Genomic DNA, 16,342 nt, shown 5'->3' on the forward strand with positions numbered 1-16,342 from the left:
GCCCTCATGCTCGACTGGAACGAACCAACTGCCACCGCCGAGCCGGACGCGGGGACGAGCGGCACCGGCCTCGGCACGATCGACCGGGGTGCGGGGCGCGTCCAGGTTGGCGACAAGGCGATGATCAACGCCCGCGCCGACGTGAACCAGCTCCTGCCGCTGAAGTACCGCTGGGCCTGGGAGAAGTATCTGGCTGCCTGCAACAACCACTGGATGCCGACCGAGGTCTCGATGCAGGCCGACATTGCGCTGTGGAAGTCGCGGGACGGGCTGAGCGAGGACGAGCGGCGCATGGTGCTGCGCAACCTGGGCTTCTTCGCCACCTCGGAATCGCTGGTCGCCAACAACATCGTGCTGGCGATCTACCGCCACCTGACCAACCCGGAATGCCGCCAGTACCTGCTGCGCCAGGCCTTCGAGGAGGCGGTGCACACCCATACCTTCCAGTACATCTGCGAAAGCCTCGGCCTGAACGAGGGCGAGCTGTTCAACATGTACCGGGAGATACCCTCGATCACCGCCAAGGCCGCCTGGGCGCTGGAGCACACAAGGAGCCTGGACGACCCGGCATTCGCCACCGGCACGCCGGCACAGGACCAAGCCTTCCTGCAGGACCTGATCGCCTTCTATGTCGTGTTCGAGGGCATGTGGTTCTACACGGGTTTTGCCCAGATCCTCTCGCTCGGCCGCCGCAACAAGATGGTCGGCATCGCCGAGCAGTATCAGTACATCCTGCGCGACGAGAGCATCCACCTGAACTTCGGCATCGACGTGATCAACCAGATCAAGGTCGAGAACCCGCAGCTGTGGACCAAGGCCTTCCAGGACGAGGTCCGGCAGATGCTGAAGGAGGCCGCCGAGCTGGAAGCCGCCTATGGCCAGGACACCATGCCGCGCGGCCTGCTTGGGCTGAATGCCGCCTTGTGCGAGCGCTACATGCACTTCATCGCCAACCGCCGCTGCGCCCAGCTGGGCTTGGCCCCCGTCTTCACCGAGACCGACAACCCGTTCCCCTGGATGTCCGAGGCCATGGACCTGAAGAAGGAGAAGAACTTCTTCGAGACCAGGGTCACCGAGTACCAGAACGGTGGGGCACTGAGCTGGGATTGAAGAACACGTTCTTGCTCCATCGAGACCACCGTCAGATGATAGTGTTCAATTAACGTCACCAGACATGGACTCGCATCGTCAAACTTATGGCTTGATCCTCAGTTCGAGCACTACCGGCGCATCATCTTAGGTAGCCGGATGCTAAGGCACGCCGGGGCCGGTGCAGCGCCAAGGCAAGGTCATCCATCTGGTGGCGGAGCGGCCGGAGGATCTGAGCCGGCTGGTCGCCAGCCTCGGCTCGAGGAGTCCGCCGGGCTACAAGCCACGGGACATCTACATCCGCGAACTGCGTCTCAGCTCCGGCATCAAGCTGCCGACCCGGGACTTTCGGTGAGACGGCAGGCGCACGCGACCCTCCGGCCCTGAGCAAGGCCCACCTTGGTGAGGCCGGCTCACGAACGGGATCCTCAGCAAGCGTGCTGCCGGATCATGTCGGACACTCCTGGACGCCCATCGCAGACGGATGGCTGAGGACGCCTCACGAGCGGCCAGCGCATCGGCGTTCACGGCTTTCACGCGCTTCGCAGCGGCTTGCCCGAAGTCGCCCACACGGGGCGCGCTGGCCAGGCACCTGCGTTGGTGGCGAGGATCTGGCCCAGCTGGTGATCGGCGCTGAACTCGCCCGCGACTGCCCGCGGTTCAGCGGCGGGCGCTATGCGGCGATGGAAAGGTCACAGGCGGCGGATCTGCCGCTGCCGGGGTGTTGCCGGCGGCCCTGATCATGGCTGCAGTATGCGACCAAACATCAGCAATGGCTTGACGGGGGCTGGACGCACGGCGTCCAAAGGCGACAAGGTGTGGCTGTAGACCCGCCACGATGCAAGATCGAAAGCCGACAGGGCCAAGCTCAGCGGGACGGCACAGAGGTTCTTACGAGCTGAAGCATGCGTGACTCTGATGTTCGAAAGGCGCTTCGACAGCGCTTGGTCGCGGACCATGCAGGCGATTCCGATACGCTAATCGTCGAAGAGATGGGCGTTTGGTCCGGATCTGTTCGAATTGATCTAGCAGTGATCAACGGGGAATTATGCGGCTTTGAGCTGAAGAGCGACCGGGACACGCTGGCGCGCCTACCTCTCCAAGCCGAGCTCTATAGCCGCGTATTCGACCGATTGGTGCTCGTAGTGGGCGAGCGGCACGCAGCCAAAGCCGTGGCGCATGTGCCTGCTTGGTGGGGCGTGATACTGGCCGCTATGGAGGGGGATAGCGTGACACTCACGCATTCTCGCCCGCCACAGCCGAATCCTGCGCCAGATCCGTACCTAGTTGCACAACTCCTATGGAGGGAAGAGGCGCTTGCTGTCCTCACGTTCCGCGGCCTCGCAAAAGGTTGGCGCGGGAAGAGGATTAAGTTGATCCATCAACGCTTAGCGGCTGAGCTTCCCTTCGTTGAACTTTCCGCCCACGTCAGGGAAGCTCTAAAGCGGCGCACTAATTGGTTAGGGAACTGTTGCGCGGGTCACCTCCACGTGCCTGTTAATGCCGAGCTGGACCCAAGTCTCTAGGTTCCCAGGCTCAGTGGAACCGGCAGCGATCGCATCGATTTGCTGGTCGGCCCAACAATGTGCTAGAGACCCACGCACGGGATACGCACGAATGCTTTGTGCATGGCCGCGCAGCTGAACATCCATGTCTACGCTTCCTAGACCCGTTGTACTTACGCCGCGGCAGACAACAAAGTTATCTGAGAGGGGATATTTGGCATTGATTGGGAAGCCCCATGCAATACCGCTAGGCGGCGGCACAGTAGGTACGGTAGCATAGTCGCCGTAGTCTAGCCGATATGGTAGTGCGAGACTTGAAAGTCTTTGCCACAGACGAAGCTCAGATCTTGAGATCGTGTGTAGACCAGCCGCGAAACCGCTGAAATTTTCGGGCATCGATGTGCCCGTCATTGTTACTGAACGCCAATCGCCTGCACGATGGAGCGTTTGAAACGCCGCGTCTAATGTTGAGCCAAGCGACGCAACGGTTACAACATTGTTGGTGAAGTCTACTACAAGATCAGTATCTCCAGGCGCATGTGGCCACGCGCCAATCCAGGCGGAAGCAGATGTGAATTGTTGTAGATCGACCCGCAGCACCACACCACGTTTGTCGGTTGCTGCTACAGCACTCACACCCTGCTGATAGAGTAGTGGCGCATCAAGCCGAGTGGCGGGGATGAAGGTAAGCCCTTGTGCCCGGGCTGCACTACCTATGTCGATGATAGGATGGTGACTAGCAGATCCATGTGCCACGGCAGACGCGTCTAAGGAAACTGGATCTATTCCCCAGGTAGAACGAAGCTCATCCGCAAAAGCATCAGCAGGTTGAATGGCGGCGCGGGTCTTCGTCGCCTTTCGACCGACGAAACGGTCGGCTCCACAAACAAATAGAGGAAGGACGTCCCGTCGGCCACCGACTGATAGACGCCGCATCCCAACTCGCTCGCCTCTCTTCCAGCGAAGGATCGGAACGTAACGATGAACCATAGGCCCCCTTCGTTGCGTAGGACGCAACTATAGTAGCTCCAGCTTTTAGCTGAGGGGCTTCATGTACGTTTGTTCATACACAGATGAAGCGGGACCTATGCTTTGTCAATGCCGGAAATTCCTTTCCGTGCATGTGGCATTTCAGTCTAGCCAGTCACTGACGACTGCGCGGCTCATTCAGGCAAAGTCCCCCGCCGTCAGTGTAGTCATTCCGCCGGCTCGCTTGCGACGGCACGCCGGCGCCGCCGCGCCATGACCAGGTCGAAGACCAGCCAGACGCCTTGTGGCTGCGCATAGGCAATGAGGGCCTGCAGGCCGGCCATCGCCCCGCCGTCTGCCATCGCCATGGCGGCTAGGAAGGCGGAGATCGCCAAGGAGAGGCCATGCGCGATCAGCAGCCGGCTCAGGCCGCCGTCCCACTTGCGCATCAGCCAGAGGAACACGCGACTAAGCAGGAAGGTCGGGATGAGGGCGCCGAGGAAAGCCAGGAGGTCCGGGCTCACGCGAAATCCCCCGCCGTCAGGGTGGTCACGCCGAACAGCGTGATCGTGCCGGAGCCCACCTGCCCGTTGTTGGGATGGAACTGGCCAAAGTCGATGGTCAGGCTGAAGCGCTGCTCGCCCATGAAGGACATCAGGTTGATGGACACTGCCTCGTCCGCATCCGTGACGATGCCGTTGCCATTGGTGTCCAGGTCCGAGAACTTGAACTCGTAGAACTCGGTTGTGCCTTCAGCCTCGTTGTCGACCCGAGATGCGATGTGGAGCTTGTCCTGGCCGACAGTGAAGTCGGAGATGAGATCGTTGACGAGCCAGAACTCGCTTTCTGGGTTGTCGGACGTACCGCCGCCGGTCTGGAGGGAATAGTCGAAGAGGTCGCTGCCAGATCCGCCGGTTAGGATCGACGTCCCCTCTCTGGTCTCTCCGCTCCTGAGCCAATCATCACCCGCGCCACCGATGAGCCGATCCGTGCCTTCGCCGCCGTACAGTTGGTCGTTGCCGAGCCCGCCATCCAAGCGATCATCGCCGTAACCGCCGGAGAGGATGTCGTCGCCCAGCTCGCCGCGCATGTTGTCGTTGCGGGTTCCGCCATTGGCCAGGTCATTCCCGGCGCCGGCGAACAGCAGCATGCTGCCTGCCTCATCGCCGAACCGAGCTTCGAACCCTTCGAAGGGCATGACGATCCGGTCGTCGCCAGTCCCGGCATAGACGGTGTCGTTGCCGCCGCCGCCCAGGATCAGGTCGTTGCCATCGCCGCCATAGATCAGGTCGTCGCCCAGGCCGCCGTAGAGATCATCCGGGCCCTGCTGGCCCGAGAGCGTGTCGTTGCCGGCATCGCCCCAGATCCGGTCGCGGTTGTCGCCGCCGAACAGGATGTCGTCGCCATCGCCGCCGCTCATCAGGTCGAAGCCGGCATCGCCGTAGATGCGATCGTTGCCGGCCTCGCCGCGCAGCGTGTCGTTGCCCAGGCCGCCCTGGATGAAGTCGTCGCCGCCGCGACCCTCGATCAGGTCGTTGCCGGCCAGGCCCTGGATGGTGTCGCGTCCGGACGTGCCGAACAGCCGGTCGTTGCCGGTCGTGCCGGTGATCTTTGCCACGGTGAAGGCCCCCTTGGGGTTGTGGTTGTGAGGGGCCGAGGGCGGCTGCATGTAGATCGTCAGTGCCCCGTCACCCGTCGTCAATGCCTGATGTCACCTGAATACGAGTGAGCACAGCAAGGCAGATGGAGCAACCACTCACTGATGTGCGGAAATAGCCTGTTCTAGCGCGCATTTACGCGCCGCGACGTTCCGGCAACAGCGGCATACAAGGCAGTTGGCCATTCACTTGGACTGTCTGTGATCCATGCCGTCACTCCTGCAACTACCCCCTACCCCGGCCGCTGCTCTCTCCGGGCAGCCATGTATCAACGAGCGCGCTGAACCCGCCTCTCACGGAGAACCGTGATGTTCTCGGGGTTCCTGCTCACCTCGTCGTCGCCGTTCACCCTGGCCTCGGGCGGCACCACCGAGCCTGGCGAGCAGCCGGACACCAGCCAGATTGCCAAGTGGGCGAGGATGCTCGGCAGCAACATCCCGAGCTCCCAGTTCGGCAACTTCAGCTCGCATAGCTACTACTGGCAATTTACAGCTCCCATGACGGGGATGCTGGAATGGTGGTGCTGGTACACGCAGGGCGCTCGGCCTAACTTCGAGTGGGGGGACCGCCACGCCTTCGGGAACTATGGCGAGTACCAGCTCGTCGTCTACGAGATCGACGACCCGAATGCCTCGAACTGCCTGACCGACACGACCCGAACCTATGTCGGAGAGAGCGGCACCTTCTGGCCCGGCCGGATCGTCGACGGATTCGACGGCGTCGACAGCCCACGCTTCTCCGGACCGGGCTCCTATTCGAACAGCCAGAGCGCCGCCAACGGCATCATGGTCGGCACCGCTGGTGCCTACTTTCAGAGCTACAACCAGAAGACCCAGAAGGGAAAGAAGGGCAGCAACTTCAAGCCGGCGGAAGACCCGGCGATGCCGTCCAACCACACCAGCCAGACGCTCTACTGCGGCAATGGCTGGCCGATCGTGCCGGTGAAGAGCAAGGACGCCTACGGCAACCTGACTGTCACCGGCATTCCGGTCACCAAGGACAAGGTCTACCTCGTCCACTACAAGAACCTGTCGAGCAGCCCTAACGCCAATTGCTCGCACGACAACAACTTCATGTCGGTACACAACCCGATGTTCGGGGTGTCCGGCGTCTCGATGCCCATGGATCCACACCTGGCGATGTATGGGGCGACCGGGGCACGCGATTGGCGCCGGATTCCGGCCGTCAACTATTCCGTTGCAGGGATCGTTTTCGGCAACGCCGGCTGCCTGAACCGGGATCAGACCGGGAACTACACCAAGATCGTCGGCAACACCTGGGTCCGCCAGCAGTGGACGCCGATCGAGGGCTATGACGAAGAGTTCGCCCGCGTCTGGGTGCATGTCTGCCGGCACACTGGCACGGAACAGGGGCTGCAGGGCCGTCTGGTGCGCGCTTCGCAGAACACCAACAGCAACGCCTTCCCAGAGGCGCTCGGAGCGTCGGGCTTTGCTGCGATCGATGACAACTTCTCGGGCTGGTTCGACTTCCCCAAGGGGGTCGCCAAGCAGGTCGACATCTCGAGCTACGACGGCGGTAGATGGGGCGACGATTCGAGCGAGAACAGGAACCCTGGCAGCAACGTCCGCCCTTGGATGAGCGCAGCCCTGCCAAGCAAGGCTCGCATCCAGCGTGGCTACCACTATGCCCTGGAGCTGCGGAACAAGAGCAATTTCACGACCAGTGGCTACTGGATTGGGGACAGCATCGGCATGGGCAACCGGTTCCACCGATCCCGTGCTACCGGGCGAGGCGCGCTCTATCCCCTCAACGTCTTCCCCTGCATGGCCGATGGCGTGGACCGTGAGGGTTGGGAGCTACGGAACAACGCCCAGACCTCGACCAACGCCGGCAGCAACTGGTCGGTGCTCTACCAGGCGGGTGTAGAGTTCCCGATCTGCCTGGAGCCGGCATGAGCGCGCGTCACCAGCCTGCCGCGGATGCGCCAAGCCTGAACGTGAGCGTGGCCGTCCGCCCCGCCTACGACATCCCGGGCTTCTGCGAGGCCTTCGGCGTCGGCCGGTCCCACGTGTTCGACGAGATCGCCCGGGGGCGGCTGCGCGCGACCAAGATCGGACGGCGCACGGTCATCGCGGGCACCGATGCTCTGGCCTGGCTTGAGGCCTATCGGCAGGCTTCGGGGCAATCGTCACCCAAGGTCGCCTGACGCAGATGGAGGTGGCAGCTGTCGCGCAGAGACAGCCCACCTCCCCTTTCTCGCCAGCGGCCGATCGTGCTCCCCCAGAACCCGAGAGGTAGCAAAGGTAGCGGGGGTAGCAGGCATGCGTGCGCGCGAGTAGCTGAGCGCGAACAGGCCAGTGAGGCCCTGAGCCAGCTCACCAGCAGGGCCACACATGTAGCACGGGCGGCAAACCGACACCGGGCTATGGCACCAGCGGCTCTGCGCACGAGCATCCACAGAGGGATTTGCTCACCATGTGCTCACCAGCGACCGAGGCCTGGTGAGCGCTGAGGGCCTAACTCATTGAGAAGAATGGCGCGCCCGAGAAGACTCGAACTCCTAACCTTCTGATCCGTAGTCAGATGCTCTATCCATTGAGCTACGGGCGCGCGGCCGGCTGAGCGGCGTGGCGGGGTGATAGCGTCCTGGCGAGAGGTGCGCAACCCCGCACTTGTGGGAAAAATTCAGTGGGTCGCCTGCTCCAGGGTCTCCTCGACCTCGTGCTCGGCGGTGGCCTCGATCGGCTCGGGTGCCGGCGGGCCCATGATCACGCGCACCAGCGCAGGGGTGAGCAACAACAGCAGCAATGCCAGGATGACCGCGGGGCGCATCGACGCGAACTCCAATCAGATCAGGTTGCGCCTGCCTAGCGCCTGACGCCCCGAAAGAGAAGATCCGGCGCTCTCCTGGCTTGCCCCGATCGACGGCCGATGCTGCAAGCAGCCGCTGCCTGATGCGGGGAGTCTTCAGCCTTGTCCGAACTCATCCTGGCGATCGCCCAGTTCGACCCGGTGCCGGGCGATGTCGCGGCCAACCTCCAGGCCATCCGCCGGCTGCGCGACGCGGCGGAGGGGGCGCATCTCCTCCTCTGCCCGGACCTGGCCCTGACCGGCCTGCCGGTCGTGGCGGGCTCGTGGGACAGCGCTGCGGATGCGCTGCTGGAACTTCAGGCCGACACCGCAGATGGCGGGCCGGCCGTGTTGGTGGGCCTGCCCTGGCGGCCGGAGGATGGCGGGCGGCCGCGGCTGGCCAGCGTGCTGCTGGGCCAGGGGCGGGAGCTCGGCCGGCGCTGGCGGGTGCAGATGGGCAGCGATCCGCGGCTGGCCCTGGGGATGCGGTTCGCTCCGGGGGAACTCGCCGGCCCGCTGGCCCTGCCCTGCCCGGACGGCCCGCCCTGGCGGCTGGGCGTGCTGGCCGGGGCGGAGATCGACCATCCGGAAGTCGCCGAGGCGCTGGCGGAGAGCGGTGCGGAGATCCTGCTGGTGCCGGCGGCCCTGCCGTTTGCGCCGGGCGCGTTCGAGCGCCGCCAGCAGCACGCAGTCCGGCGCGTCACCGAGACCGGGCTGCCGCTGGTCCTGGCCAATGCGGCGGGCGGCGGCGGGGAACTGGTGTTCGACGGGCTTTCCCTGGCGCTCGATGGAGACAGGCGCTTGGTGGCGCTGGCACCGGCGTTCCGGGAAAGCCTGCTCGTGACCCGTTGGGCCAGGGATGACGACGGGTCGCTGGCGCCGGTCGGCACCGGCCTGCGGGTGCCGCCGCCGGACGAGCCGGCCGACTTGTACCTGGCCCTGCTGGCCGGCCTGCGCGGACTCACCGGCCGGCTGGGGCTGGGGCTGGCGCTGCTCGACCTGGACAGCGCCGGCAGGCTGCTGCCGGTGCTGGCGGTCGATGCGCTGGGTCCGGGCCGGGTGCGGGGCTGGACGGACGGGAGCGGCCGGAACCCGCTCGCCGATGCGCTGGGCATCCGGACGGAGCGGATCGATGCCGGACTCGTGCAGGCCACGCTCGGGCGGATGCTGGAACCGTACGGTGCCGGGCTCGTGCCGGTCGCTCCCGTCCGCGACCTGATCGGGACCGCGCTGGCCGCCCGGCTGGGGGCGTTGCTGCTGAGCGGGGTGGACCGCGCGGCAGTGGCGGCCGGTGCCGCCGCCAGCGGCTATGCGCCGCTGGGTGAGCTGGCGGAGCCGGTCGTCCAGGCGCTGCTGCGCTGGCGGGCCACGCAGCGTCCGGACGGCGCGCTCGGGCCGGAGCCCGCGGCACTCGCGGCAGCACTCGCCGAGCCCGGTGCTGCCGCCGCCGAACAGGCAGCTCCGCCCTCCTGGTGGCAGGCCCGTGGCGGTGCCGGGCCGGCGCCACTGGTCCTGCGGGCGGCCGATGGAAGCGGTACCGCCGACGCGGCGGATCACCCAACCTCCGCTGGCACATGATACCAGAATTATCGCTGTTTAGTTGAATTTTGCTGGCCATGCTTTATCGTCTCCGCCCGGCAGTGCAGGGCGGAGCGGCATGACGCAGGAACGGGCACAGCCGGGGCGTGCGGTGGGCGCGGAACCCGGGATCGCGGACCAGGTCCGGGTGCTCCGGCGCCACTGGCCGGTCCTGGTCGGCATGACCGCGCTGGGCGTGGCGGCGGCGGGGCTGGCGGCACGGCTGATCGAGCCCGTCTATGTCGCCCGCGCCGAAGTCATCTACGAGCCGGTGACGTTCGGCGGGCCGGACGGGCTGGACCAGATCGCGGCCCCGCCCGAGAGCGGCACGCTCGACAGCCAGATCCGCCAGATCGCCTCGCGCGCCATGGCCCGCGAGGTCATCCAGCGCCTGGACCTGGGGCCGGAGCTGGAAGGCCGCCCGGGCCCGATGGCCCGCCCGATCGCCTGGCTGGCGGGCCTGGTGCCTGGGGCGGGCCCGGCGCCTGAAGGCTTGGTGGAAGTGCCGATCGACGCCCCGCCGGGCGAGCCGTCGCCCCGCCTGCTCGACCGCTTCCTCGACCGGCTCGAGGGCAGCCGCGAGGGCAAGAGCCACGTGGTCGCGATCACCTGGGAGGCGAACGACCCACGGCGCGCGGCCGAGGTCGCCAACGAGGTCGCCCATGCCTTCGTCACCGCGCGCCTCGCCCAGAAGCTGGAGGCGGCCGGCCGGATCGAGGAACGGCTGGCCCTGCGCCGCAGCCAGCTCCGCGACGCCCTCCTGAACGCCGAGGCCCGGCTGGAGCAGGCGCGCGCCGCCGCCAGGCCGACCCTGGTGGCGGCACTCGGCAGCGGCGAGGACCAGCTCAATGCGCTCTCGCGCGACCTGGTCGAGGCCCGGATCGAAGCGCAGACCCGCGAGGTCCGCTCCGAGCGGCTGAAGGACGCCGCAAGGCGTGGCCAGGGGCTGCTGGGCGCCGGGGAGGACCAGCCCTCGCCCTATCAGGCCCTGCTGGCGCTGGATGCCGCCGCGGCGCGCGAGGAGGCGGAGCTGCAGGCCCAGTATGGCGAGCGCCATCCGCGCGTGGTCGACCTGCGCAGCCGGCGCAAGGAGCTGGCCCGCAAGCTCGCCTCCGCAGAAGGACAGATGCTGCAGAAGCTCGACATGGAGGCGGAGATGGCGCGGGTGCGGGCCGATGGCCTGGCCCGCCAGCTCGAGGCGATCAAGGGCGAGGCCGCGGGCATGGCCACGAGCCGCCAGGAGCTGGCCGCCCTGGAGGAGGAGGCGCGCAACCGGCGCCAGGCGCACGATGCGTTCGAGCTGAAGGCCCAGGAGATCTCCCAGCGCCTGGCCGGGCAGGCCCCGGATGCCCGCATCGTGTCCGAGGCGGTGCCGCCCGCCGCCCCCGCCTTTCCCAAGCCCGGCACCTTCATGTCGGTGGGCGGCAGCGTCGGCCTGCTCCTGGCCGGCCTGTTCGTCTGGTTCACCGAGGCGCGCGACCGCTCGGTGCGCACCGCCAGCGCGCTGGAGGGCGTGACCGGGCTGGTGACCGTCGCGATGGTGCCGCAGCTCGTGCGCAAGGCCGAGCGGCTCCGCCCGCACGACGTGGCGCTCGACCAGCCGCTCGGGCGCTACAGCGAGGCGCTGCGCGACATGCTGGCGGCGGTGACCGGGCCGTTCGACCGGCCGGAAGGGCGCGGCATCGCGGTGCTGGTGACCTCGGCGGTCCCGGACGAGGGCAAGACCACCACCGCCATCTCGCTGGCCCGCCTGGCAGCGGCAGAAGGGCTGAAGGTCGTGCTGATCGACGGCGACCTGCGCCATCCCTCCGTGCTGGGCCGCCTGGGCCTCCCGCCCGGCCCCGGCTTGCAAGAGATTTTGGCCGGCAAGGCCACGCTGGAGCAGGCGCTGCGCACGGACAGCCGCTCGCCGCTGCAGATCCTGCCGGGCAGTGCGGCCGCCCGCGCGGCTTTGGCCAGCCAGAGCGGCGAGCGGCTGCGCCAGGTCGTCCAGTCGCTCACTCGGGACGTCGACCTGGTGGTGGTGGATGCCGCCCCGGCGCTCGCGGTGGCCGACACCAGGCTGCTGGCCCGCGCCGTCGACCGCGTCCTCCTGCTGGCCCGCTGGGGCCAGACCAGCGACTGGCTGATCGGCCGGGCCGCGGCCGAGCTGCGCGAGGTCGGCGCACCGCTCACCGGTGCGGTGCTGACCGCGGTGGATCTCAGCCGCCAGCCGCTCTACGGCCTGGACGACCGGACCTTCGCCTATTTGAAGCATGCGCGCTACTATGCCGCCTGAGACCTGACGGGCGGATCAGGGTGACCGGACCGGTGGAATCGGGCGCGCGATCCTGGTAACGAGCGGGTCCCCCGTGCCGGGACTGCCCGGCGCGGCGGGCGGCCGTGGCAGGACGCCACCCGAACTCCCATGCCAGGAACGGTCCCTTGTCCCCGACCCTCGCCCTCCACGACACCGCGACCCGCGCCAAGCGGCCGTTCGCGCCGATCCGTCCGGACCGGGTGGGCCTCTATGTCTGCGGACCGACCGTCTATGACCGGATCCATATCGGCAATGCCCGGCCGCTGATCGTCTTCGACGTGCTGAGCCGGCTGCTGCGTCACCTCTTCAAGGAGGTGACCTATGTCCGCAACATCACCGATGTCGACGACAAGATCATGGACCGCGCCGCGGAGCGCGGCGTGCCGATCGCGGAAGTGACCGAGAGCACGACCCGGCAGTTCCACGAGGATGCCGCGGCCCTCGGCTGCCTGCCGCCGGATCACGAGCCGCGCGCCACCGAGCACATCGCCGGCATGATCCGGATCATCGAGGCGCTGATCGGAAACGGCCATGCCTATGCACAGGACGGCCACGTGCTGTTCCACGTGCCCTCGTTCGCCGAGTATGGCCGGCTGTCCGGGCGCGACCGCGACGAGCAGGTGGCCGGCGCCCGGGTCGAGGTGGCGCCCTACAAGCGGGATCCGGCCGACTTCGTGCTGTGGAAGCCGTCCGCGGCTGACCAGCCCGGCTGGGACAGCCCCTGGGGCCGCGGCCGGCCCGGCTGGCATATCGAGTGCTCGGCCATGTCCGAGCATCACCTGGGCGTGCCGTTCGACATCCATGGCGGCGGGATCGACCTGACCTTCCCGCACCACGAGAACGAGATCGCCCAGACCCGCTGCGCACATGGCCTGGGCCGGATGGCGAACTTCTGGCTGCACAACGGTTTCGTCACCGTGAACGGCGAGAAGATGGCCAAGTCGCTCGGCAACTTCACCACCGTGGCCGACGTGCTGGCGAAAGCATCGGGCGAAGCGATCCGCCTCTGGACGCTCGGTACCCATTACCGCTCGCCACTGGATTTCAGTTGGGAGGGGATCGAGCGGGCCGAGGCGACGCTCGATCGCTTCTATGGTGCACTTTCGCGCGCACCGTACGAACCCGAGGCATCGGATTTGCCCGAACCGACTCAAGCACACGCCCCCTTGACCTCATCCCCAGGCTCGACCGGGGGATCAACCGCCACACGAATTCTACCAAACGAACCCGAGCCCGCCCTGGTCGAGGCGCTCTGCGATGACCTGAACACGCCGAAGGCACTGGCGGTGCTGCACGACCTGCTCGGTCGGCTGAATCGCACGAACGAACCCGAGGATCGGGCTAGGCTAATCGCCTCTGCGAGAGTCCTCGGCCTACTACAGATGGACCCAAAGGAACGTCTGCAGGGGAAGGTCGAATACAATCCAGAGGCAGTTCGCGAACACATTCTTGATAATATCATTGAAACACACTTCTCACCGGCTGATGATAGCGAAAGAACTTCAATCAAGAATAGGCTACAGCTAGCTATTACTCGTGCAATAGATCTGATATGGCGTCGTAGTGAGGTGGGTTCCCCACCTTATCTTGAGGCTTCAATAAAGCATTTCGAATCATTAGATGAAATGGCGCAACAAATTAACTGCATTGCTCATCAAGTTCTAGAAGAGAACAATCTAAATAGAGCTACACATGCGGCAGATTTGCTTCTGTCGTGTGGCGTAAACCTACAGATCATAGATCACAATGAACTTTTTATCCCAAATGAGAATGCAAAAATCAGCGCTATGGTTCGGGTTCGGCAGGTTGCGCGGAATATGAAGAATTATGCAGAAGCAGACAATATCAGAGAAGAACTAAAGCAGATGGGGGTGCAGGTCGAAGACACAAAAGGCGAACCAGCCTGGAAACGCTTGTGGAGTGTCAGACTTGAGCGCTCCTGATCGTCTTTGGCTCTACGACACCACGCTGCGCGACGGCGCCCAGACCCAGGGCGTCGACTTCTCCGTGGCGGACAAGGCGAAGATCGCGCGCCTGCTGGACGAGCTCGGCATCGACTATGTCGAGGGCGGCTGGCCGGGGGCGAACCCCACCGACGATCAGTTCTTCGCCAAGCCGCCCCAGCTCGCCCGGGCGACCTTCACCGCGTTCGGCATGACGCGACGGGCCGGCCGCTCGGCCGATAACGACCCGGTGCTGGCGCCGCTGCTGCGCGGCCAGGCGAAGGCGGTGACGCTGGTCGGCAAGTCGTCGCGGGAGCAGGTCGAGCAGGCGCTGGGCGTGGCGCCCGAAGAGAATCTGCGGATGATCGCCGACTCCATTGCCGCCCTGGTGGCGCGCGGCAAGGAGGCGCTGTTCGACGCCGAGCATTTCTTCGACGGCTGGAAGAGGGACCCCGGCTACGGCCGGGCAGCGCTGCAGGCGGCGCTGGACGCAGGTGCCCGCTGGGTGGTGCTCTGCGACACCAATGGCGGCACCCTGCCCCACGAGGTCGCGCGCATCACGCGCGAGGTCGCGGCCTTCGTTCCTCCGGACCGGCTCGGCATCCACACCCATGACGATACCGGCAACGCGGTCGCCAATACGATCGCCGCGGTGATGGAGGGGGCCCGGCAGGTCCAGGGCACGCTGAACGGATTAGGGGAGCGCTGCGGCAACGCCAACCTGGTGAGCCTGATCCCGACGCTGGTGCTGAAGCTGGGCTTCCAGACCGGGGTGAGCCCCGCCGGGCTGAAGCGGCTGACCCAGATCAGCCGGACCTTCGACGAGCGGCTGAACCGCACGCCCAACCGCCACGCGCCCTATGTCGGCGCCTCGGCCTTCGCCCACAAGGCGGGCCTCCATGCCTCGGCGGTCGCCAAGAGCCCGCATTTCTACGAGCACCTGGACCCGGCCAGCGTCGGCAACAGCCGCGAGGTGCTGGTCTCCGACCAGGCCGGCCGCTCCAACCTGCTGTCCCGCTTCGCCGAGATGGGCCTGGCGGTCAGCCCCAGCGACGAGCAGGTCCAGGAACTGCTCCAGACCATCAAGGCACGCGAGGCGGAAGGCTGGGCCTATGACGGGGCGGCGGCCAGCTTCGAGGTGCTGGTACGCCGCTCGCTGGGCATCCTGCCCAATTATTTCGAGCTGCTGCGCTACCGGGTGATCAACGAGCGCCGGTTCGACGCGCGCAGCCACGTGGCCGACCTGTCCGAGGCCAGCATCAAGGTCGCGGCCGAGGGCCATGTCTTCCACACGGTCGCGGAAGGCAACGGCCCGGTGAACGCGCTGGACCAGGCGCTGCGCCAAGCACTCAGCCACATCTACCCCTCCCTGCGAGACATGCAGCTGGTCGACTACAAGGTGCGCATCCTGACCCCCAGTGCCGGCACCGCCGCGGTCACCCGCGTCATCATCGAGAGCGCCGACGAGGACGGGCGGGTCTGGCAGACGGTGGGCGTGTCCGGCAACATCATCGACGCTTCCTATGCGGCCCTGTGTGACGCGATCATCTGGAAGCTCGTGACCGAGCAGCGGGCTGCGGCCGCCGAGGCCGCGTGAGGGACAAGAACCTGATCCGGTCCAAGACCCTGCGCGGCGGCATCGAGACCCTGGGCGAAGCCCCGGTGGTGATCCTGTGCCGCCCGCAGATGGCCGAGAATGTCGGCACCGCCGCGCGTGCCATGCTGAATTTCGGCATCTACGAGCTGCGCCTGGTGGCGCCCGGCTTCGGCTGGCCGAACGCCAAGGCGCTGATGGCGGCGTCCGGGGCCAACGAGGTCCTGAACCGCATGGAGATCTTCCCGGACCTCCCATCGGCGCTGCACGACATCCACACGCTCTACGCCACCACCGCACGCGGCCGCGACCTCCACAAGCCGGTCCTGCCCGCCGACACGGTGGCGGAGGCCGCACACGCCGCGATCGCCGAGGGGCACCGGGTGGGCTTCCTGTTCGGGGCGGAGCGCACCGGCCTGGAGAACGACGAGATCGCTCTGGCCGATGCGATCCTGACCATCCCGGTCAATCCCTACTTCCCGTCCCTGAACCTGGCCCAGGCCGTGCTGCTCACCTCCTACGAGTGGCACCGCCGCCGGCCGAAGGAGCCTATCGCCCCTGCCCCCGACCGGACCCTGCCGGCCGCCAAGGCCGACGTGCACCGGCTGCACGAGGCGCTGATGGTCGAGCTGGACCAGGTGGACTTCTTCAAGACGCCGGAGCGGCGGCGCACCTTCGCGCTCACCATCGAGACCATGCTGGAGCGGCGCGGCTTCACCACCTCCGAGATCCACCTGTTCCGCGGCATCCTGAAGGAGCTGACCACGGCCCGGCGGGACAAGGAGACGGGAAATCGGGAGGCAGGCGCTTGACAGCCGCGTGGCTTTCGCTATTAGCTCCGCGGCACGCTGCTTCGCTCCGGGAGCGGCGTTGTTTTTGTCGTGCCGTGGGTATCG

At 66.4% G+C, this 16,342-nt stretch carries 14 protein-coding genes, 1 tRNA gene and 1 pseudogene; 11 read left to right on the forward strand and 5 right to left on the reverse strand.

Annotated features, from left to right (window positions below):
* The first annotated feature begins 6 nt into the window (after nucleotides 1–6).
* The 3 genes from HLA95_RS10530 to HLA95_RS29105 all read left to right on the forward strand — a co-directional run bounded on the left by HLA95_RS10530 (nucleotide 7) and on the right by HLA95_RS29105 (nucleotide 2,615).
* A complete protein-coding gene (locus HLA95_RS10530; protein ID WP_191060016.1) occupies nucleotides 7–1,110 on the forward strand; it encodes a ribonucleotide-diphosphate reductase subunit beta in 1,104 nt (367 codons plus the stop codon).
* Nucleotides 1,111–1,270: 160 nt separating this feature from the next.
* Entirely contained in the window at nucleotides 1,271–1,444 is a 174-nt protein-coding gene (locus HLA95_RS10535) for a hypothetical protein (RefSeq protein ID WP_191060017.1), read from the forward strand.
* 550 nt (nucleotides 1,445–1,994) lie between these two features.
* The gene (locus tag HLA95_RS29105; protein ID WP_191060018.1) at nucleotides 1,995–2,615 is read left to right on the forward strand and encodes a sce7726 family protein; all 621 of its coding nucleotides are present in this window, start codon (nucleotides 1,995–1,997) and stop codon (nucleotides 2,613–2,615) included.
* Here HLA95_RS29105 and HLA95_RS29300 read toward each other — a convergent pair.
* The 3 genes from HLA95_RS29300 to HLA95_RS10555 form a co-directional block, all read right to left on the reverse strand.
* Complete coding sequence (locus tag HLA95_RS29300) at nucleotides 2,550–3,584, reverse strand: beta family protein (protein ID WP_191060019.1); 1,035 nt, start codon at nucleotides 3,582–3,584, stop codon at nucleotides 2,550–2,552. The two genes, HLA95_RS29105 and HLA95_RS29300, sit on opposite strands and share 66 nt — an antisense overlap.
* Before the next feature lie 206 nt (nucleotides 3,585–3,790).
* A complete protein-coding gene (locus HLA95_RS10550; protein WP_191060020.1) occupies nucleotides 3,791–4,087 on the reverse strand; it encodes a hypothetical protein in 297 nt (98 codons plus the stop codon).
* A complete protein-coding gene (locus HLA95_RS10555; RefSeq protein WP_222183261.1) occupies nucleotides 4,084–5,265 on the reverse strand; it encodes a calcium-binding protein in 1,182 nt (393 codons plus the stop codon). The genes HLA95_RS10550 and HLA95_RS10555 overlap by 4 nt, the downstream gene beginning before the upstream one ends.
* A 264-nt stretch (nucleotides 5,266–5,529) precedes the next feature.
* Between HLA95_RS10555 and HLA95_RS10560 the strand changes: the two genes are divergently transcribed.
* The gene (locus HLA95_RS10560) at nucleotides 5,530–7,137 is read left to right on the forward strand and encodes a hypothetical protein (RefSeq protein WP_191061405.1); all 1,608 of its coding nucleotides are present in this window, start codon (nucleotides 5,530–5,532) and stop codon (nucleotides 7,135–7,137) included.
* Nucleotides 7,134–7,388 carry a helix-turn-helix domain-containing protein gene (locus HLA95_RS10565; RefSeq protein WP_191061406.1) on the forward strand — a complete coding sequence of 85 codons (255 nt, stop codon included), beginning with the start codon at nucleotides 7,134–7,136 and terminating at the stop codon, nucleotides 7,386–7,388. The genes HLA95_RS10560 and HLA95_RS10565 overlap by 4 nt, the downstream gene beginning before the upstream one ends.
* Before the next feature lie 328 nt (nucleotides 7,389–7,716).
* Here the strand turns inward: HLA95_RS10565 and HLA95_RS10570 are convergent.
* Nucleotides 7,717–7,792: transfer RNA gene (locus tag HLA95_RS10570), tRNA-Arg, on the reverse strand.
* 75 nt (nucleotides 7,793–7,867) lie between these two features.
* The gene (locus HLA95_RS10575) at nucleotides 7,868–8,014 is read right to left on the reverse strand and encodes a hypothetical protein (protein WP_159716490.1); all 147 of its coding nucleotides are present in this window, start codon (nucleotides 8,012–8,014) and stop codon (nucleotides 7,868–7,870) included.
* 141 nt (nucleotides 8,015–8,155) lie between these two features.
* On the opposite strand from HLA95_RS10575, the gene HLA95_RS10580 reads away from it, so the two are divergent.
* From HLA95_RS10580 to HLA95_RS10600, 6 genes and pseudogenes are all read left to right on the forward strand, one after another.
* Complete coding sequence (locus HLA95_RS10580; protein ID WP_222183263.1) at nucleotides 8,156–9,610, forward strand: nitrilase-related carbon-nitrogen hydrolase; 1,455 nt, start codon at nucleotides 8,156–8,158, stop codon at nucleotides 9,608–9,610.
* A 79-nt stretch (nucleotides 9,611–9,689) separates the two neighbouring features.
* Entirely contained in the window at nucleotides 9,690–11,888 is a 2,199-nt protein-coding gene (locus HLA95_RS28820; protein WP_222183265.1) for a GumC family protein, read from the forward strand.
* Between the two features lie 146 nt (nucleotides 11,889–12,034).
* Nucleotides 12,035–13,375 (forward strand): annotated as a pseudogene (gene cysS, locus HLA95_RS10590) (cysteine--tRNA ligase); the annotation flags it as partial.
* A gap of 159 nt (nucleotides 13,376–13,534) precedes the next feature.
* Nucleotides 13,535–13,852, forward strand: a complete 318-nt coding sequence (locus HLA95_RS29890; protein WP_440588846.1) for a CysS/YqeB C-terminal domain-containing protein — start codon at nucleotides 13,535–13,537, stop codon at nucleotides 13,850–13,852.
* Complete coding sequence (cimA, locus tag HLA95_RS10595; RefSeq protein WP_191059201.1) at nucleotides 13,839–15,449, forward strand: citramalate synthase; 1,611 nt, start codon at nucleotides 13,839–13,841, stop codon at nucleotides 15,447–15,449. The genes HLA95_RS29890 and cimA overlap by 14 nt, the downstream gene beginning before the upstream one ends.
* Entirely contained in the window at nucleotides 15,446–16,258 is an 813-nt protein-coding gene (locus tag HLA95_RS10600) for an RNA methyltransferase (protein WP_191059200.1), read from the forward strand. The genes cimA and HLA95_RS10600 overlap by 4 nt, the downstream gene beginning before the upstream one ends.
* Nucleotides 16,259–16,342: the final 84 nt, after the last annotated feature.

Origin of the sequence: Geminicoccus harenae, from assembly GCF_019800005.1 — a bacterium.
Classification (GTDB): Bacteria; Pseudomonadota; Alphaproteobacteria; order Geminicoccales; family Geminicoccaceae; genus Geminicoccus; species Geminicoccus harenae.